General features: G+C 57.9%; 19 protein-coding genes. 13 read left to right on the top strand and 6 right to left on the bottom strand.

The genetic code is table 11. The annotated features are described in order from the left end of the window. Positions 1–83: 83 nt before the first annotated feature. The gene (ubiK, locus tag QMG44_RS16030; RefSeq protein ID WP_020883634.1) at positions 84–380 is read left to right on the top strand and encodes a ubiquinone biosynthesis accessory factor UbiK; all 297 of its coding nucleotides are present in this window, start codon (positions 84–86) and stop codon (positions 378–380) included. Positions 381–475: 95 nt separating this feature from the next. Here ubiK and hldE read toward each other — a convergent pair whose 3' ends face one another. Genes hldE through QMG44_RS16045 form a run of 3 tightly spaced genes read right to left on the bottom strand, consistent with a single transcriptional unit; the run spans position 476 to position 6,124 of the window. Continuing rightward, positions 476–1,906, bottom strand: coding sequence for a bifunctional D-glycero-beta-D-manno-heptose-7-phosphate kinase/D-glycero-beta-D-manno-heptose 1-phosphate adenylyltransferase HldE (hldE, locus tag QMG44_RS16035; protein ID WP_020883633.1), 1,431 nt, complete (start codon positions 1,904–1,906; stop codon positions 476–478). A gap of 40 nt (positions 1,907–1,946) precedes the next feature. Then, positions 1,947–4,805: a bifunctional [glutamate--ammonia ligase]-adenylyl-L-tyrosine phosphorylase/[glutamate--ammonia-ligase] adenylyltransferase gene (glnE, locus tag QMG44_RS16040; RefSeq protein WP_086532104.1), complete on the bottom strand. Its 2,859-nt coding sequence runs from the start codon at positions 4,803–4,805 to the stop codon at positions 1,947–1,949. A 17-nt stretch (positions 4,806–4,822) separates the two neighbouring features. Beyond that, positions 4,823–6,124 carry an inorganic triphosphatase gene (locus QMG44_RS16045; protein WP_086532103.1) on the bottom strand — a complete coding sequence of 434 codons (1,302 nt, stop codon included), beginning with the start codon at positions 6,122–6,124 and terminating at the stop codon, positions 4,823–4,825. A 229-nt stretch (positions 6,125–6,353) separates the two neighbouring features. Between QMG44_RS16045 and QMG44_RS16050 the strand changes: the two genes are divergently transcribed. Then, positions 6,354–6,974, top strand: coding sequence for a TIGR04211 family SH3 domain-containing protein (locus tag QMG44_RS16050; protein ID WP_025203004.1), 621 nt, complete (start codon positions 6,354–6,356; stop codon positions 6,972–6,974). Between the two features lie 61 nt (positions 6,975–7,035). Beyond that, positions 7,036–8,277 (top strand): multifunctional CCA addition/repair protein, encoded by a 1,242-nt coding sequence (locus QMG44_RS16055; RefSeq protein WP_281853201.1) that lies wholly within the window; start codon positions 7,036–7,038, stop codon positions 8,275–8,277. 10 nt (positions 8,278–8,287) lie between these two features. Here the strand turns inward: QMG44_RS16055 and bacA are convergent, their stop codons facing one another. After that, positions 8,288–9,109, bottom strand: coding sequence for an undecaprenyl-diphosphate phosphatase (gene bacA, locus QMG44_RS16060; RefSeq protein WP_014171656.1), 822 nt, complete (start codon positions 9,107–9,109; stop codon positions 8,288–8,290). Positions 9,110–9,216: 107 nt separating this feature from the next. Next, positions 9,217–9,585 (bottom strand): bifunctional dihydroneopterin aldolase/7,8-dihydroneopterin epimerase, encoded by a 369-nt coding sequence (gene folB / locus QMG44_RS16065; protein ID WP_020883629.1) that lies wholly within the window; start codon positions 9,583–9,585, stop codon positions 9,217–9,219. 107 nt (positions 9,586–9,692) lie between these two features. Here folB and plsY point away from each other — a divergent pair, with 107 nt between their 5' ends. The 10 genes from plsY to ureG all read left to right on the top strand — a co-directional run bounded on the left by plsY (position 9,693) and on the right by ureG (position 17,475). Further along, on the top strand, positions 9,693–10,307 hold the full coding sequence (gene plsY / locus QMG44_RS16070) for a glycerol-3-phosphate 1-O-acyltransferase PlsY (RefSeq protein WP_020883628.1): 615 nt from the start codon (positions 9,693–9,695) through the stop codon (positions 10,305–10,307). 93 nt (positions 10,308–10,400) lie between these two features. Then, on the top strand, positions 10,401–11,867 hold the full coding sequence (locus QMG44_RS16075) for an MFS transporter (RefSeq protein WP_020883627.1): 1,467 nt from the start codon (positions 10,401–10,403) through the stop codon (positions 11,865–11,867). A 116-nt stretch (positions 11,868–11,983) separates the two neighbouring features. Next, positions 11,984–12,811 (top strand): urease accessory protein UreD, encoded by an 828-nt coding sequence (locus tag QMG44_RS16080; RefSeq protein ID WP_025203001.1) that lies wholly within the window; start codon positions 11,984–11,986, stop codon positions 12,809–12,811. Positions 12,812–12,821: 10 nt separating this feature from the next. Continuing rightward, the gene (locus tag QMG44_RS16085) at positions 12,822–13,124 is read left to right on the top strand and encodes an urease subunit gamma (protein WP_003862556.1); all 303 of its coding nucleotides are present in this window, start codon (positions 12,822–12,824) and stop codon (positions 13,122–13,124) included. Positions 13,125–13,134: 10 nt separating this feature from the next. After that, on the top strand, positions 13,135–13,449 hold the full coding sequence (locus QMG44_RS16090; RefSeq protein WP_040018813.1) for an urease subunit beta: 315 nt from the start codon (positions 13,135–13,137) through the stop codon (positions 13,447–13,449). Next, the gene (gene ureC, locus QMG44_RS16095) at positions 13,442–15,145 is read left to right on the top strand and encodes an urease subunit alpha (protein ID WP_086532102.1); all 1,704 of its coding nucleotides are present in this window, start codon (positions 13,442–13,444) and stop codon (positions 15,143–15,145) included. The genes QMG44_RS16090 and ureC overlap by 8 nt, the downstream gene beginning before the upstream one ends. A 9-nt stretch (positions 15,146–15,154) precedes the next feature. Further along, on the top strand, positions 15,155–15,625 hold the full coding sequence (gene ureE / locus QMG44_RS16100) for an urease accessory protein UreE (RefSeq protein WP_032680264.1): 471 nt from the start codon (positions 15,155–15,157) through the stop codon (positions 15,623–15,625). Between the two features lie 9 nt (positions 15,626–15,634). After that, the gene (locus QMG44_RS16105; protein ID WP_014171664.1) at positions 15,635–16,174 is read left to right on the top strand and encodes a HupE/UreJ family protein; all 540 of its coding nucleotides are present in this window, start codon (positions 15,635–15,637) and stop codon (positions 16,172–16,174) included. Beyond that, positions 16,174–16,848, top strand: coding sequence for an urease accessory protein UreF (locus QMG44_RS16110; protein WP_014171665.1), 675 nt, complete (start codon positions 16,174–16,176; stop codon positions 16,846–16,848). Before QMG44_RS16105 ends, QMG44_RS16110 begins: the two co-directional genes overlap by 1 nt. 9 nt (positions 16,849–16,857) lie before the next feature. Next, entirely contained in the window at positions 16,858–17,475 is a 618-nt protein-coding gene (gene ureG / locus QMG44_RS16115) for an urease accessory protein UreG (protein ID WP_086532101.1), read from the top strand. 40 nt (positions 17,476–17,515) lie between these two features. On the opposite strand, the gene tsaD is transcribed toward ureG, so the two are convergent. Next, positions 17,516–18,529: a tRNA (adenosine(37)-N6)-threonylcarbamoyltransferase complex transferase subunit TsaD gene (tsaD, locus tag QMG44_RS16120; RefSeq protein ID WP_014171667.1), complete on the bottom strand. Its 1,014-nt coding sequence runs from the start codon at positions 18,527–18,529 to the stop codon at positions 17,516–17,518. Between the last annotated feature and the right edge of the window lie 82 nt (positions 18,530–18,611).

Below are 18,611 nucleotides of genomic sequence, written 5' to 3' on the forward strand. Positions count from 1 at the left end.
ATGCGCAGACATAAAATCTCCTTTATCCTGGGGCATGACGCGCTACAATGTTCATTAACACCGTCTTATCAAGGGAAGCCACAATGATTGACCCGAAGAAAATTGAGCAAATTGCGCGTCAGGTTCATGAGTCTATGCCAAAAGGCATTCGTGAGTTTGGGGATGACGTAGAGAAGAAAATCCGCCAGACGCTGCAGGCGCAGTTGGTTCGCCTTGATTTAGTCAGCCGCGAAGAGTTTGACGTGCAGACGCAGGTTCTGCTGCGTACCCGCGAGAAGCTGGCCCTGCTGGAGCAGCGTCTGAACGAGCTGGAAAACCGCAATACGCCAGCGGAAGTAAAACCGGCACCGGCCATTCCACCGGTTGATGAAGCAGAATAACAGCCGCGTATAACGGGCTGTTTGCGAAGATACCCTCTCCTGCAAAGAGAGGGTGAAAAAAACGGGCCAGATGGCCCGTTTTTTATTGGCTGACTTTATTTGCTGTCTTTCTGGATCTTCTTGATGATGTTGGTGGTTGAGCACCCGTCCTCAAAGTTGAGCACCATCACTTCACCGCCATTAGCCCAGACCTCTTCGCTGCCTGCGATTTGATCCGGTTTGTAATCGCCGCCTTTCACCAGCAGATCCGGCAAAATTCCGGCAATCAGGCGCTGCGGGGTATCTTCTTCAAACGACACCACCCAGTCCACCGCTTCCAGTGCACCCAGCACGATCATGCGCTGCTCCAGCGGGTTCACCGGACGCGTTTCTCCTTTAAGACGTTTCGTCGACGCATCGCTGTTCACCGCCACAATCAGACGGTCGCCCAGCTTACGCGCATTGGCCAGATAAGAGACATGACCGGCATGCAGGATGTCGAACACGCCGTTGGTCATCACCACTTTTTCACCGCGTTTACGGGCGGCGGCAACGGCCACTTTCAGCTCATCTTCGCTCATCACGCCAAAACCGGTATCGGCACGACCGCGCACCGCGTTTTCCAGTTCGATCGGCGAAACGGTGGAAGTCCCCAGCTTGCCGACGACCACGCCTGCTGCCGCATTAGCGAAGTAGCACGCTTCTTCCAGAGAGTTCCCTGCCGCCAGCGTCGCCGCCAGAACGCCAATGACCGTGTCGCCGGCACCGGTCACGTCATACACTTCCTGCGCCTGGGTCGGCATATGCAGCGGCGCTTTGCCAGGCTGCAGCAGCGTCATCCCCTGCTCGGAGCGGGTCACCAGCAGCGCGGAGAGTTCGAAGTCAGCAATGATCTTCATGCCGCGCTCAACGAGCTCTTCTTCCGTCTTACATTTGCCCGCCACCGCTTCAAACTCAGAGAGGTTTGGCGTCAGCAGCGTTGCGCCGCGATAGCGCTCAAAGTCAGTACCTTTCGGGTCAATCAGCACGGGCACATTGGCTTTACGCGCGAGCTGAATCATCTGCTGTACGCTTGCCAGCGCACCTTTGGCGTAGTCGGACAGCACCAGCGCGCCGATAGTGCTCAGCGCCTGGTTAATGCGCTCGTGCAGCGGCTCAGGATCAACGCCCTCAAAGCCTTCCTCGAAGTCGAGGCGGATCAGCTGCTGGTTACGCGACAGAACGCGCAGTTTGGTGATCGTCGGGTGTGTCGGAACCGAAACGAAATCGCACTTCACGTTCACGTCCGCCAGCGACTTGCTCAGCGCACGCGCCGCATCGTCAATGCCGGTTAAGCCAACCAGACGCGACTGCGCGCCCAAAGAGGCAATGTTCATCGCCACGTTTGCCGCGCCGCCAGGACGCTCTTCAATGGTGTCGACCTTAACTACCGGTACCGGTGCTTCCGGAGAGATGCGGCTGGTCGGCCCGTACCAGTAGCGATCCAGCATGACATCCCCGACAACCATAACTCCAGCACGTTCAAACTCTGGCAGTGTTACTTTCATTCCTGACTCCAGAAAGATTCACAATTTGCGCGCGATAATATCACACTTGTTTTGTTACGCACGGTTCCACCAGCCACTTCTGCCAGCTGGCGGTGACCTGCGCGCGTTCAGTGGCGAAACAGTCCAGCGCGACGTGGCCAGGCTGCTCCTGTAAGGCCAGGTGGTGCAGCTCGTCGCGCAGCGTGGTATAGGCGCGCGTTAAGGCCTGCGCCTCCTGCTCATCCATAATGTCGTTTTGCGCCAGCAGTTCCAGAATACGCACATTATCAGACCAGCGGGTCAGCTTCGGTTTAGCGTGCGCATGGCGTAGCACCAGATATTGCGTAATAAATTCAATATCGGTAATGCCGCCCTCATCCGCTTTAATATCAAAGCGATCGCGATGCTTATTGCCCAGGTGTGCGCGCATTTTCTCGCGCATCTCACGCACCTCGGTCTGCAGCTTGCTGCCGTCACGCGGGGTCGTCATAATCTCCCGACGAATGGCATCAAACTGCGTTTTCAGCGATGGATCGCCGTACACCACGCGGGCACGCACCAGCGCCTGATGTTCCCACGTCCAGGCTTCATTCTTCTGGTACTCAGCGAAGGACTCCGTTGAGGTCACCAGCATACCGGCCGCGCCGGAAGGACGCAGACGCGCATCCACTTCATATAAAATGCCGGATGACGTGCGGGTGCTGAACAGATGCATAATGCGCTGGGCCAGACGCAGGTAGAACTGACGCCCGTCGATTTCACGCTCGCCGTCGGTCATGACGTCTGCCGGGCAGTCATGCAGGAAGATTAAATCGAGATCCGAGCTGTACCCCAGTTCCCATCCACCGAGCTTACCGTAACCCACAACGGCAAAACCGCGGCCTTCGCGGTCAGCAAGGTGTTTCGGCTGGCCGTAGCGCGCCACCATCTGAATCCATGCCTGATGCACCACCGCATCAATGATCGCTTCTGCAAGCCAGGTTAAGTGATCGCTCACTTTCATCACTGGCAGCGTTCCGGCGATATCTGCCGCCGCCACGCGCAGCATTTGCGCCTGCTTAAACTGACGCAGCGCCTCCAGCTGTTGCTCTTCGTCCTCTTCCGGTACGCGCAGCAGATACTGACGCAGCTCGTCACGGTAGGCGTCCGTTGCCGTCGGCTGGTAGAGCGTATTGGGATCGAGCAGCTCATCCAGCAGCAGCGGATACCGCGCCAGCTTGTTGGCCACCATCGGTGAGGCGGCGCAAAGCGTAATCAGATGCTTGAGCGCGCCCGGGAACTCGCTCAGCAACTCAAGATAGGTCGTACGGGTGATGATCCCGCTCAGCAGCGGCATCATGCGCGACAGCGGGACCGGCGCATCCGCACGCGAGCAGACGTTGCTCAGCAGGTGCGGCATCAGATGATCCAGCACCTGACGACCGCGCGGACCAATGGCCCGTTTATTCAGTTCAAGACGGAAATCAGCAATTAACGCCACCACACGATGGCGATCGTCGTCGCTCAGGTGCGCCAGCACCGGCGTGGTGTCATCTTCCTGCAGCGCGTCCTGCCACAATTCGCGCCAGTGTTCAGAGAGCGTATCGTCCTGCGATTCACTTTCATCGTCACCAATCAGCGCGTTAAAGACACGGCGCACGCCGGCCATATGCGCATCCAGTTGCCCGGTCAACGTTGACCAGTCGTCGACGTGCATCCCCCAGGCCAGCCGCGCCCGGTTCAGATCATCGCCTGGCAAAGTCTGGGTCTGCTCGTCATTGATGCTTTGCAGCAGGTTTTCCAGGCGACGCAGGAACAGATAGGCCTCACGCAGGATCTGCGCGTCGCCTTCCGGCAGCAGATGCAGTTGCTCTATGGCTGACAGCGTCGGCAGCAGCGAACGGGATTGCAGTGAGGGCTCACGTCCGCCGCGGATCAGCTGGAAGACCTGAACGATAAATTCGATTTCGCGAATGCCGCCCGCGCCGAGCTTGATGTTGTCCTTCAGACCCCGACGGCGCACTTCACGGGCGATCATTCCTTTCATGTTGCGCAGCGACTGAATAACGCTGAAGTCGATATAGCGACGGAACACGAACGGGCGCAGCATGGCGCGCAGCTCGTTGGCGTAGGCATCGTCGCTGTCTCCCATGATCCGCGCTTTGACCATCGCGTAACGCTCCCAGTCGCGCCCCTGCTCCTGGTAATAATCTTCCAGTGCCGCAAAGCTCAGCACCAGCGGACCGCTGTCGCCAAACGGGCGCAGGCGCATATCCACGCGATAGACAAAACCATCCTGGGTAGGTTGATCCAGCGCTTTAATCAGACGTTGCCCTAGACGGGTAAAGAACTGCGCATTGTCCAGTTCACGGCGGCCCCCGCGTGTGGAGCCGTTCTCCGGCCAGGCAAAAATCAGGTCGATATCCGAGGAGAAATTCAGTTCGCAGCCCCCGAGCTTGCCCATGCCCAGAATCAAGAGTGGCTGAGGAACCCCATCCTCATTGCATGGCGTGCCCCACTCTTTACAGCAGGCGGCATAGAGCCAGTCCCGTGCGGCAACAATTAGCGTCTGTGCCAGCTCGCTCAGCTGTTGCAGGGTACTTTCTTCGCTGACCAGTTCCAGCGCCTGAGCCCAGGCAATACGCACCATCACCCGGCGGCGGAACTGGCGCAGGACGCGCATCAGTGTCGCTTCATCCGCGACCTCTTCAAGTGCGGTTTGCAACCAGCCCGCATAATGCCGCCACTCGTCTGCCTGCGGCGGGGTGCGCTCAAGCGCCTCCAGCCAGTCCGGGTAAGCGGTGATACTTTCCTGCACAAAATCACTGAAGGTGAGCACGCTCCTGGCCTGCTCGCTTAACGATGACGCCGGTAATGACTCAGGCAGACGTTCGCAAACGGTCTGCCACTGCTGCTGTAACTGCGAAGAAAGCGGCATTATAGGGTTCCTTGCCAGAGTTAACGTTTTCCGCTGTGCAGCCAGAACGGCTCCTGCGAAATGGCTTCATTGCGGAAATGCTCAATCTCAATGTGCTGACGGGTTTCGATAGCATGTTTCAGCCCCTGCCAGTTCTCCAGCCAGGCCTGCGCTTTAGGGCCGTCATAGGCACCCGACAGCAGCAGCATGCTGTCGATATTGCGCGACAGGCGGATCAGCTGATCGCCATACTGGTCTCCCAGCGGATACGCAAAGGTGGTTTTAAGCTCCGCCGCGTGGCGTGAAAGATGGATATCGGCGAAACGTTTGAAGTTATCTTCAATTTTGGCCTGCGCTTTTGCATCCAGGAAGGCACGCCAGCTGCGCGTCACCAGAAACTCGGTCAGCGCCAGCCTGGCGGCGGCGTTTTGCGGGCTGTAGAGTGCCGTTTGTGCGGATACGTCAGAGAGCAGCAGCGCTTCGGTCTGGGTCAGCAGGTCACGTAAGTGAGCGCTCGCTTTACGAGGTACGATGCCGCCGAACAGCGCCAGGGTATGACGCACAAGGCTCATCGCCGCTAACACGTGCGCTTTTGCGTTTTTCACATTACGCACCCACAGCTCTTCATGATAAAGCCACTGTGAGAGCGCCAGCTCCAGCGCCGCCTCCATGCCCTGCTCAACGCTGGCTTTCGGTGGCACGTGCAAAATAGTGGTCTCTTTCAGCAGGCGCGGCGCATTCCCGGCGGCCAGATGATACCCCCGCGCCGCTTTGCTCAGGCTGCCCTGACGCAGGCCCGGCTGGCTTACCAGCTTACGCGCCAGCTTCAGTACGTCCTGGACTTCACCCTCCAGCAGTTCGAGCTCCAGCTCGCAAATCGGCTCCTGAAGCTCACTCGCTTTTACCTCACCCTGATCGAGGGCGATTTCAATGCGGCTTTTCCCTTCCGTTACCAGCCATTTTTCACGCCAGAAATCAGTACTAAACAGCGGTTTCACCTCGGCGGATAAGGTTTCTGGCAGCACGCCGTCCGGCCAGACTTCTGCCGGGAAACGATCCAGCTCAAGTTCTGGCTGATTGATGTCGATATTGTATTCCGGGCGCTGATGCAAACCGCCGACCACGCGGCCAGCGATTTTCATCGTCATCTCGTAGCGCCCGTTCGCGCCACGGATGCGCAGTCCCATATCATGGCGGCGCAGCCAGTTGTCTGGCGTTTCGTAATAGATATTAAGCAGTTGTACCGGTTCATGGTGTTCGCCGGAAAGGATCTGCAGATGCTGACGGAGTGCGTCAACGCTGTCTTTTTCGACGATAAATTTTAATTCGATTTCTTGAGCCATAGCCTTGTACTTTTGCAGGCGTCACAGACGCGTCAATGAGGGCGAACTTCCTCGCCATTTGTTTGTCAGTACATAGTATTTTGCGCCAAATTGCCACGCAATGAGCAATTTGACGGGCGTAAATGTTTAGGGTCGTGACACAGATGATTCTGATTGCTGACGAATGCTTTGCGTAGAGACACTGTTGCCACTACTATCGTTCCACTATTTATGAAAATAACGACTAATGATGCTTAAATTACGCCTGATTGGACTTACTTTCCTCGCTTTTAGCGCCGCAACCGCCGTGCACGCTGAAGAGAAGCGTTACGTTTCTGACGAACTGAACACCTGGGTACGCAGTGGCCCTGGAGATAATTATCGCCTCGTGGGTACGGTCAATGCCGGCGAGGAAGTGACGCTGTTACAGACCAACGCGGAGACCAATTATGGTCAGGTTCGCGACAGTACCGGCCGCACGTCCTGGATCCCACTGAAAGAGCTGAGCGCGGTGCCAAGCCTGCGCACCCGCGTGCCGGATCTGGAAAATCAGGTGAAAACGCTGACCGACAAGCTGAACAATATCGACGGTACCTGGAACCAGCGTACCGCGGAAATGCAGCAGAAAGTGGCCCAGAGCGATAGCGTGATTAACGGTCTGAAAGATGAGAATCAGAAACTGAAAAACGAGCTGATTGTCGCGCAGAAGAAGGTGAATGCCGCCAATCTGCAACTTGATGACAAACAACGTACCATCATCATGCAGTGGTTTATGTACGGTGGCGGTGTGCTGGGCGTTGGCCTGGTGCTGGGTCTGGTGCTTCCTCACCTGATCCCAAGCCGTAAGCGTAAAGACCGCTGGATGAACTAATTCGTCTTCTCTGCCAGACTTACGTATTATCTTGCGAAAAGAGAAAACGGGAGTACAGGGCGTGAAGAGTTATCTGGTCGGTGGTGCGGTACGTGATGCGTTGTTAGGTCTGCCGGTCAAAGATAAAGACTGGGTGGTGGTGGGAGCCACACCTGAAGAGATGCTTAACGCGGGCTACCAGCAGGTAGGCCGCGATTTTCCCGTGTTTCTGCATCCGCAAAGCCGTGAGGAGTACGCCCTGGCGCGTACCGAACGGAAATCCGGTTCGGGTTATACCGGCTTCACCTGCTATGCCGCACCGGACGTCACGCTGAAGCAAGATCTCCTGCGTCGCGATCTCACCATCAACGCGCTGGCGCAGGACGAAGACGGCCAGATCATTGACGCGTATGGCGGTCAGGACGATCTGCGTAATCGACTGCTGCGTCACGTCTCCCCGGCGTTTTCTGAAGATCCGCTCCGCGTACTGCGCGTGGCGCGCTTTGCGGCGCGTTACGCGCATCTGAGCTTCCGCATTGCCGATGAGACCCTGGCACTGATGACCGCCATGACCGAGGCGGGCGAACTGGCCCACCTCACGCCAGAGCGCGTCTGGAAAGAGACGGAAAACGCCCTTACTACCCGCAACCCGCAGGTCTTTTTCCAGGTGCTGCGTGACTGTGGCGCACTGAAAGTGCTGTTCCCGGAAATTGACGCGCTGTTCGGCGTGCCCGCCCCGGCGAAATGGCACCCGGAAATCGATACCGGCGTGCATACCCTGATGACCCTGAGTATGGCTGCTATGCTCAGCCCCGAGGTGGATGTGCGTTTTTCAACGCTGTGCCACGATCTCGGCAAAGGATTAACGCCAAAAACCATGTGGCCGCGCCACCATGGCCACGGTCCTGCCGGGGTGAAGCTGGTCGAAGGACTTTGCCAGCGCCTGCGGGTACCCAACGAGATCCGCGATCTCGCCAGACTGGTGGCGGAATTTCACGACCTGATCCACACCTTCCCGATCCTCAAACCGGCCACCATCGTTAAGCTGTTTGATAACATCGACGCATGGCGCAAACCCCAGCGCGTCGAGCAGATCGCGTTGACCAGCGAAGCCGACGTACGTGGCCGCACCGGTTTTGAAGCCTGCGATTATCCGCAGGGGCGGCTGTTACGCGCAGCGTGGGAAGTGGCAAAAGCGGTACCGACTAAAGCGGTTGTCGAGGCGGGCTTCAAGGGACCGGAAATCCGGGAAGAGCTGACGAAACGTCGAATTCAGGCGGTGACGGACTGGAAGGAAAAGCATTGCCCTCAGCCTAAAGACTGAGGGCCGTCGGTCAGAAGAAGACCACGTAAACCGCAGCCGCCACGATAAAGCGATAGATCGCGAACGGAATAAACGAGATACGTTTAATCAACTGCAGGAAGGTTTTGATGGCGATCAGCGCCACGATAAAGGCGGTGACAAAGCCCACGGCGAACATCGGAATGTCACCCGTGGTGAGGAAGCCAATGCTTTTATAGACGTCGAGTGCGGTCGCGCCCATCATCATCGGCACCGCCAGCAGGAACGAGAACTCCGACGCAGCATAGCGGCTAACGCCCATCAGCATCCCGCCAGAGATGGTCGCGCCTGAGCGTGAAAAGCCCGGCCACAGCGCCAGACACTGGAAACAACCAATGATAAACGCCTGACGGTAGGTCATGTCATCCAGACCTTCCGCGCGTGGCGTTTTCGGCTTCAGCAGTTCTGCCGCGATCAGCAGGAAACCGCCGACGACCAGCGCATACATGACGTTAATCGGGTTAAACAGCGATTTAATGGTGTCGTGGAAAACCAGGCCCAGAACCACTGCCGGAACCATGCCAAGCAGAATATGGATAAGCGTCAGGCGACCTTTGCTTTCACCCTCGCGCTGAGGAAGACGGCCAAAGTGGATACCGATAAGCCCGAACAGACGACGCCAGAACATTACAACGACCGCCAGAATAGACCCCAACTGAATGACAACTTCAAACGTCTTTGCGGTATCGCCTTCAAAGCCCAGCAGATGGCCAACGATAATCATATGGCCCGTACTGGAAACCGGCAAAAACTCCGTCAATCCTTCGACCACACCCAGTATTGCCGCCACCAGCAGCGAGTGCATATCGCTCATCTATAAACCCCTAAAAAGATATAAAAAAAACGGTGTCCCACGCGGACAACCGTGAAAGATACAGCTTTAAGACCGGTATAACCTAAAATGGTTTAGCTATTATGACGTTAAATCTTCCCTTTCAGATTTGTGCCACGCTCAATGATCACGCCGACGTTAGCGGCACGCGCCACGGCGCCCGGTTTGCTCAACTTGATGCGTACCCACGGTGCGTTGAACTTGCTCAGCAGCAGCTCGGCCACCTCTTCTGCCACACGCTCCACCAGCGCAAAACGTTGCCCTTCGACGTGGCCCACGACCGTTTCACTGATATCGGCGTAGCTCAGACAGTCATTCACGTCGTCGCTTTTTGCTGACTTGCGGTTATCCCAGCCCATTTCGATATCGAACACGAGTTTCTGCTCAATGGTCTGTTCCCAGTCGTAAACACCAATAGTGGTGATTACCGAAAGTTGCTCTATAAATACAATATCCATCACGACCTGCCTGCTTTTTGGCTAAACCGGATACCACTTCCGGCGAATTATGCGTATTATCCACAGATGCTGAGAATACAGATACATTTTCAAAACGGAACAGCGTTATGAGTGCAATCGCGCCTGGAATGATCCTCCTCGCCTACCTTTGCGGCTCAATCTCCAGCGCCATTCTGGTCTGCCGCATTGCCGGGTTACCTGACCCGCGCGAAAGTGGTTCCGGGAATCCGGGGGCGACCAATGTACTACGAATTGGCGGCAAGGGAGCAGCCGTAGCGGTATTGATTTTTGATGTTCTGAAAGGAATGTTACCCGTCTGGGGAGCGTATGCGCTGGGCGTAACGCCGTTCTGGCTGGGGCTCATTGCTATCGCCGCCTGTGTCGGCCATATCTGGCCTGTATTCTTTGGTTTTAAAGGCGGTAAAGGCGTCGCCACCGCCTTTGGTGCTATTGCCCCAATCGGCTGGGACTTAACCGGCGTAATGGCCGGCACCTGGCTACTGACCATTCTTCTGAGCGGTTACTCGTCATTGGGCGCCATCGTCAGCGCGCTGATCGCGCCATTCTATGTCTGGTGGTTCAAACCGCAGTTCACCTTCCCGGTGTCGATGCTCTCCTGCCTCATCCTGCTGCGTCATCACGATAATATTCAGCGCCTGTGGCGTCGCCAGGAGACCAAAATCTGGTCGAAGCTCAAGAGAAAGAAAAAAGACGCCCCGTAAGGGGGTTAGTTATGCCTTATAACCAAATGTGATTTTGGTCACCCTCTGCCTGTGGTAACTGTTAATGACACAACACAACCACACAAAAAGAAAATGGCAGACATTACAGACACAACTCCCCTTTCAACGGCAGGACATTCGCCTGATGGCGACATCAAGTGGGTACGTAACGCCTCTGACGTTTCACGTCTGGTCAACGACGGTTCTCAGGGTCGGGCCAACGCCCGCATCGTAGTCGGTATCGCGCTGGGCGGTATTTTCCTCGATGCGTACGACCTTGGTGCGCTGGCGTTCGGCATCAAAGACATCACCCGCGAATTTAATCTCACCCCTGCCGGTACCGGCATGGTGGCCTCGGCCATTACCTTTGGTGCGATTGTCGGGGCGCTGCTGGGTGGCTATCTCACGGACAAGATCGGACGCTACCGCGTCTTTATGGCCGACATGCTGTTCTTCGTGGTAGCGGCCATCGCCTGTGCACTGGCACCGAACGAATATGCGCTGGCGGGCGCACGCTTTGTGATGGGCCTCGGCGTGGGGATCGATCTGCCGGTGGCGATGGCGTTTCTTAGCGAGTTCGCCAGGCTCAAAGGCCCCGGAAACAAGGCCTCCAGCGTCGCAATGTGGTGCCCAACCTGGTATGCCGCAATCAGCATCTCTTACTTGTTGGTGTTATTCTTCTACGCCGTACTGCCAGAAAGTCACAGCGACTGGCTGTGGCGCTTAATCCTGGGGTTTGGCGCGGTGCCTGCGCTGGTGATTATCGCCATTCGTAGCCGCTACATGAGCGAGTCCCCGGTCTGGGCGGCGAATCAGGGCAACCTGAAAGAGGCGGCCGCTATCTTGCGGCAATCGTATAACATCAACGCCCACGTGCCGCAGGATGCGCTTAACCAACCGGCACCGGTGGTCAACAAGGCGAAGTGGGCAAATTATCTGAACCTGTTCCGTGGCGTCTATTTGCGACGTACCACGCTCGCCACCCTGCTCTCGGTGGTGTCGTCTTTCGCCTATAACGCCGTCGCATTTGGTCTGCCGGTCATTATCTCCAGCTTCTTTGTGCAGTCGATGCTGACCACTATTCTGATTTCACTGGTGCTAAACCTGCTGTTTGCCTTCGTCGGCGGATTGCTGGCAGTACGCTATGTTCCGCGCTTCGGCGCGTGGCGGATGTCACTGGCGGGCTACGCCTGTCAGCTTGTTGCTCTGCTGGGGCTGGCGCTGATTGGTCGTCCGGAAGGCGTATCGGAAGGCGTTATCGCCGTCGCGATGCTGGCGCTGTTCCTGTTCGGTCAGGGATTTGGGCCCGGTGCCCATACCATGACGTTTGCGTCCCTGAGCTATCCCACCTCTCTGCGCGGCGTGGGCGTGGGCCTTAACCAGACGCTGATGCGCAGCAGTTCTACGCTCTCCCTGTTTCTGTTCCCGCTGCTGGTGGCCTCTCTTGATACCGCCGTGTTCTGGGTGATCGCTCTGGCACCGTTTATCGGGCTGGCTTCGCTGCTGGCGATCCGCTGGGAGCCGTCCGGCTATGATGTGGATGCAGAGGATTATCGATAACCTTCTCAACCGGCTCCTTGAGCCGGTTTTTTTATCCATAAGCGACTCATATGACAGCCTTCATTTCTGCCAGGGCATACTGAAACGTCTCCCGATGATGAGCAGATGGATGCAGCATGTTAGCAGCTCAGGTCACTGATAATTCTTACAAAGGCTGGCAGGCATCGCTTGCCCTGCAGTTTTGTTACACCCCTGAGAAAACCCTCCTGCACGCTGCTCATCACATCGGGCCCCTCACCGTACAGCGACCTTTTTATCCCGAAGGCGACACCTGCCACCTGTATTTACTGCACCCGCCAGGCGGGATAGTCGGCGGCGATACGCTGGATATTTCGGTGCATCTGGACGCGAAAAGCCATGCGCTGATCACCATGCCCGGCGCGAGCAAGTTCTATCGCAGCAGCGGCCCGCAGGCCTGTCTCAATCAGCACTTCTGGCTCGGTGATGAGGCTACGCTGGAGTGGCTGCCGCAGGACACCATTATCTTTCCCGGTGCGAATGCCGCCCTGCGTTCCGTTTTTCATCTGAAGGCCTCCAGTACACTGCTGGCATGGGAGCTGTACTGTCTGGGTCGCCCGGTGATCGGCGAAACCTTCAGCCACGGCACGCTGGAAAGCCGCCTTGAGATCTGGGTCGACGATGAGCCACGGCTGATTGAACGTCAGCACCTCAGCAATGGCGATCTCACGCCCGTTGCAGGTCTCCCGTGGGTCGGCACGCTGCTGTTCTTTCCGGCCAGGGAAGCGCACCTCGAAACGGTGCGCGAGCTGCTGACGCCGCTGAGCCACTTTGCCGGGGCAACGCTCACAGACGATCTGCTGTCGGTACGTTTTCTCTCCCACGACAACCTGATTTGCCAGCGGGTGATGCGCGATATCTGGCAGTCGCTTCGCCCGCTTTTAACCCCCAAAACCGCCTGTTCGCCGCGTATCTGGCAGACATAAGAGAAACGTTATGGAACTGACCCCCAGAGAAAAAGACAAGCTGTTGCTGTTTACCGCTGCGCTGGTTGCCGAACGCCGCCTTGCGCGCGGGGTAAAACTGAATTACCCGGAATCAGTCGCGCTGATCAGCGCGTTTATTATGGAAGGCGCCCGCGATGGCGAAACCGTCGCCTCACTGATGGAAGCGGGCCGTCACGTCCTGACGCGCGACCAGGTGATGGAAGGCGTACCGGAGATGATCCCCGACATTCAGGTGGAAGCGACGTTCCCGGACGGATCAAAGCTCGTCACCGTCCATAACCCGATCGTATAAGGAGCGCGTGATGATCCCAGGCGAATACCAGATCCAATCCGGAAACATTACGATCAACGTTGGGCGAGACACGCAAAACGTGATCGTCGAAAACCATGGCGACAGACCGATCCAGGTGGGATCGCACTACCACTTTTATGAGATTAACCCGGCGCTGAAATTCGACCGGGAAGCCACCAAAGGCTATCGGCTGAATATTCCGGCAGGCACCGCCGTGCGTTTCGAACCCGGACAGAAGCGCGAGGTGACGCTGGTTCAGGTCAGCGGCGCGCAGCGTATTTTCGGCTTTCGCGGCGAGGTGATGGGAGAGGTGAAAAATGGCTGAAATTTCACGTCAGGCCTACGCCGATATGTTCGGCCCCACCACTGGCGATAAAGTGCGTCTGGCCGACAGCGAGCTGTGGATAGAAGTGGAAAACGATCTCACGGTCTACGGCGAAGAGGTCAAATTCGGTGGCGGGAAGGTGATCCGCGACGGTATGGGCCAGGGGCAGATGACATCCGACGGCTGCGTGGATCTGGTGCTGACCAACGCGCTGATTATCGATCACTGGGGGATCGTTAAAGCCGATATTGGCGTAAAAAACGGGCGGATCTTTGCCGTGGGTAAAGCCGGTAACCCGGATATACAGCCCGGGGTCACGATCCCGATTGGCGCAGCGACAGAAGTGATCGCCGCCGAAGGGAAAATTGTCACCGCCGGCGGGATCGACACGCACATCCACTGGATCTGCCCGCAGCAGGCGGAAGAGGCGCTGGTCTCTGGCGTCACCACCATGATTGGCGGGGGCACGGGCCCTGCGGCAGGCACCAACGCCACGACCTGTACGCCGGGGCCCTGGTATATCGCACGGATGTTGCAGGCGGCCGATACACTACCGGTGAATATCGGCCTGCTTGGCAAAGGTAACGGTTCCAACCCTGATGCCCTGCGCGAGCAGATCGCAGCGGGTGCCATCGGGCTGAAGATCCACGAAGACTGGGGCGCGACGCCGGCCGCCATCAACTGCTCACTGGCGGTGGCGGAGGAGATGGATATTCAGGTGGCGCTGCACAGCGACACGCTGAACGAATCCGGGTTTGTTGAGGACACGCTGGCGGCTATCGGCGGACGGACCATTCACACCTTCCATACGGAAGGGGCGGGCGGCGGACATGCACCGGATATTATTACTGCCTGCGCGCACCCGAATATTCTGCCCTCCTCCACTAACCCGACGCTGCCCTACACGGTGAATACCATCGACGAGCATCTCGACATGCTGATGGTGTGTCACCACCTCGACCCGGATATCGCCGAGGATGTGGCCTTTGCTGAATCACGCATTCGCCGGGAGACCATCGCCGCGGAAGATGTCCTTCACGATATCGGTGCCTTCTCGCTGACCTCGTCCGACTCCCAGGCAATGGGTCGCGTCGGCGAAGTGATTATTCGTACCTGGCAGGTGGCGCACCGTATGAAGGTTCAGCGCGGCGCACTGTCGGAAGAGACCGGGAACAACGATAACTACCGCGTGAAACGCTATATCGCCAAATACACCATTAACCCGGCGCTGACCCACGGGATTGCCCATGAAGTGGGCTCGATTGAGGCCGGGAAACTGGCGGATTTAGTGGTCTGGTCCCCCGCGTTCTTTGGCGTCAAACCCGCCACCATTGTGAAAGGCGGGATGATCGCCTGCGCGCCGATGGGGGATATCAACGCCTCTATCCCAACGCCGCAACCGGTCCATTACCGCCCGATGTTTGGCACGCTGGGTGCCGCACGCCATGCGACACGGCTGACGTTTGTTTCCCAGGCTGCCGATGCGAAGGGCATTTCGCACCAGCTCAGCCTGCAGAGCGGCATAGCCGTCGTAAAAGGCTGCCGCACGGTGAAAAAGGCCGACATGATCCACAACAGCCTGCAGCCCAACATCACCGTTGATGCACAAACTTACGAGGTTCGCGTTGATGGCGAGCTCATTACCAGCGAGCCGGCAGACGTTCTGCCGATGGCCCAACGCTATTTCCTGTTTTAAGGAGTGACGATGATCTACCTGACCCAACGCCTTGACCATGCCCATCCGATAACCGCCAGCGTCACGCTGCCGATTGATGTCCGGGTAAAAAGCCGTGCCCGCGTGACGCTGAATGACGGTCGCGAAGCCGGGCTGATGCTGCCGCGCGGCCTGCTGCTGCGCGGGGGAGATCTGCTGACCACTGACGACGGCAGCGAGGTGATCGAGGTGATCGCCGCGCCGGAATCGGTCTCCGTGGTGCGCTGCGACGATCCGTTCCTGCTCGCCCGCGCCTGCTACCACCTCGGCAACCGCCACGTGCCGCTGCAGATCATGCCCGGCGAGCTGCGCTACCACCACGATCATGTGCTCGATGACATGCTGCGCCAGTTCGGGCTCGAGGTGACATTTGCCACCCTCCCGTTTGAACCGGAAGCGGGGGCGTATACCAGCGATGCCCACAGCCATAGTCATAGTCACTCTCACGCTCATTCACATTAAGGATTCATCATGCGTACGTTTTTACCTCTGCTACTGCTGGCCTTTTCTCTTCCTGCCCTGGCGCATCCCGGACACGGCACAGACAGCTTTCAGGCCGGTTTTTTCCATCCGCTGACGGGTCTTGATCATCTGCTGATGCTAACCGGTGCGGGCGTACTTTCGGCCCTGAGCGGGCGCAAGCTGCTGCTGCCCCTTGCCACTCTCAGCATGATGCTGGCCGGTGCCGTTGCAGGCAGCCTGCTTGGCGGCTTTAGCGGCATGGAAATGCTGATTATCGCCTCGCTGGCGGTCTGCGGCGCGATGATGTTTAAAACCGAAAATCGCCTACTGTTGGCCGTGCCGGCGCTGGCAATGTTCCACGGCTGGGCGCACGGGGTAGAGATGTCTGGCCACAACTTCTGGCTCTTCACCAGCGGCTTTATGTTTGCCAGTGCCACGGTGCTGTGCGCCAGCTTCGCCGCCGGGTTACTGCTGCGCCGTCACGACGGGTTGCGTAAAACCTTTGGTGGCGGGCTGATTGTCTCTGCGCTGCTGGCGCTGATGGGCTGATGGAGCACGTCCGCCAGCGGCTGCGCCTGATGCAGCTCTCCAGCAGCAGCCTTCCGGTCGGGTCATTCACCTGGTCGCAGGGGCTGGAGTGGGCCGTAGAAGCAGGCTGGGTCCCCGATGCTGAGGCGTTCAAAAACTGGCAGATCCTGCAGATGGAGCAGAGCTTGTTCTGTGTCGATCTGCCGCTGTTTTCCCGACTTTATCAGGCGTGCGAGCAAAACGATTTGGCGACGGCAACACGCTGGACGGCCTACCTTCTCGCCTGCCGGGAAACGCGTGAACTGCGTGATGAGGAACGCAACCGCGGGGCGGCCTTTACGCGCCTGCTCAAAAGCTGGGAGCCGGACTGTCCGGCAGAGTGGCGGACGCTGTTTATGCAAAGCCAGCTCAGCGGGATGGCGTGGCTGGGAGTACGCTGGGGCATTAGCGCCCATGAGCTGGCCCTGAGCCTGGGCTACAGCTGGATTGAGAGCGCGGTCATGGCGGGCGTCAAGCTGGTGCCGTTCGGGCAACAGACGGCGCAGCAGCTGATTATCGACCTGAGCGACCACTTTGCCGCCGGGCTTGAACCGGCTTTTTTGCGTGGCGACGACGCGCTGGGTGCGGCAACGCCGCTGTCGGCCATCGCCTCTGCGCGCCACGAAACACAATATTCACGATTATTCCGTTCCTGAGGAGACAACATGGCTGATTACAAACATCCCCTGCGCGTGGGCGTGGGCGGCCCGGTGGGGTCGGGCAAAACCGCGTTACTGGAAGCACTCTGCAAAGCAATGCGCGACACCTATCACCTGGCAGTGGTGACCAACGATATCTACACCAAAGAGGATCAGCGCATTCTCACCGAAGCGGGGGCCCTTGAGCCAGAGCGCATCGTGGGCGTGGAGACGGGCGGCTGCCCGCATACCGCAATCCGCGAAGATGCCTCAATGAACCTGGCGGCAGTGGAAGCGTTAAGCGAAAAGTTCGGCAATCTGGACCTGATCTTCGTTGAAAGCGGCGGTGACAACCTGAGCGCCACCTTCAGCCCGGAGCTGGCTGACCTGACGATCTATGTGATTGACGTCGCTGAAGGTGAGAAGATCCCGCGTAAGGGCGGCCCAGGGATAACCAAATCCGATTTTCTGGTGATCAACAAAACCGACCTGGCGACCTATGTGGGGGCCTCACTGGAAGTGATGGAGCGTGACACCAACCGCATGCGCGGCGAGCGCCCGTGGACCTTCACCAATCTGAAGGCGGGCGACGGACTGGCGACGATCGTGACATTTCTGGAAGAGAAAGGGATGTTGCGGGTGTAACCGTATAAATCCCCTCTCCCTGGCGGGAGAGGGTCAGACATTACGCCTCCGGCAACTCCGCCAGCGGCCAGCGTGGACGTACAGAGACGCTCAGATCGGCGGTCGCGCCAGCGTTCAGACGTACCATACCCGCGTAGGCGATCATCGCCCCGTTATCGGTACAGAATTCCGGACGGGCATAAAATACTTCCCCACCACGCTTTTGCATCATCTGCGCGAGTTTTGCACGCAGCGTGCGGTTGGCGCTGACGCCCCCGGCCATCACCAGACGCTTAAAGCCGGTCTTTTCCAGTGCGCGTTTGCATTTGATCATCAGGGTATCGACCACCGCGTCTTCGAACGCACGGGCGATATCAGCACGGGTATGCTCGCTATCGTCATTATTGCGAATGGTATTGGCCGCGAAGGTTTTCAGACCGGAAAAGCTGAAATCCAGCCCTGGACGGTCAGTCATCGGACGCGGGAAGACGAAACGCCCTTCCGTGCCCTGCGATGCCATTTTCGAGAGCATCGGACCGCCAGGATAATCCAGACCCAGCAGTTTGGCCGTTTTGTCGAAGGCCTCACCGGCTGCGTCGTCAATGGACTCGCCGAGCAGCTCATACTTGCCAATCCCCGTTACGCTAATCAGCTGGGTATGGCCACCTGAAACCAGCAGCGCCACAAAAGGAAACGCAGGCGGATTATCTTCCAGCATCGGTGCCAGAAGATGCCCTTCCATATGGTGAACCGGAATGGCCGGCACATCCCACGCGAATGCCAGCGAACGGCCCACCGTTGCGCCGACCAGCAGCGCACCCACCAGGCCCGGGCCTGCGGTATACGCTACAGCATCAATATCAGTAGAGCTCAACCCGGCTTCTTTCAGCGCCGCCTGAATCAGGGGAACCGTTTTACGCACGTGGTCACGAGAAGCCAGTTCAGGCACGACGCCGCCGTAGTCAGCGTGTAATTTCACCTGACTATACAGTTGGTTGGCAAGAAGCCCTTTTTCGTCGTCGTAAATGGCGATGCCGGTCTCATCGCAGGATGTTTCAATACCCAGTACACGCATGACTTGTTTTACCTCGTTTCAATACCGCGCAGTGTAGGGCCAATGCGGATTGATGTAAAACTTTGTTCGCCCCAGGAAGAAG

Origin of the sequence: Enterobacter sp. 200527-13 (assembly GCF_027924865.1) — a bacterium.
GTDB lineage: Bacteria > Pseudomonadota > Gammaproteobacteria > Enterobacterales > Enterobacteriaceae > Enterobacter > Enterobacter ludwigii.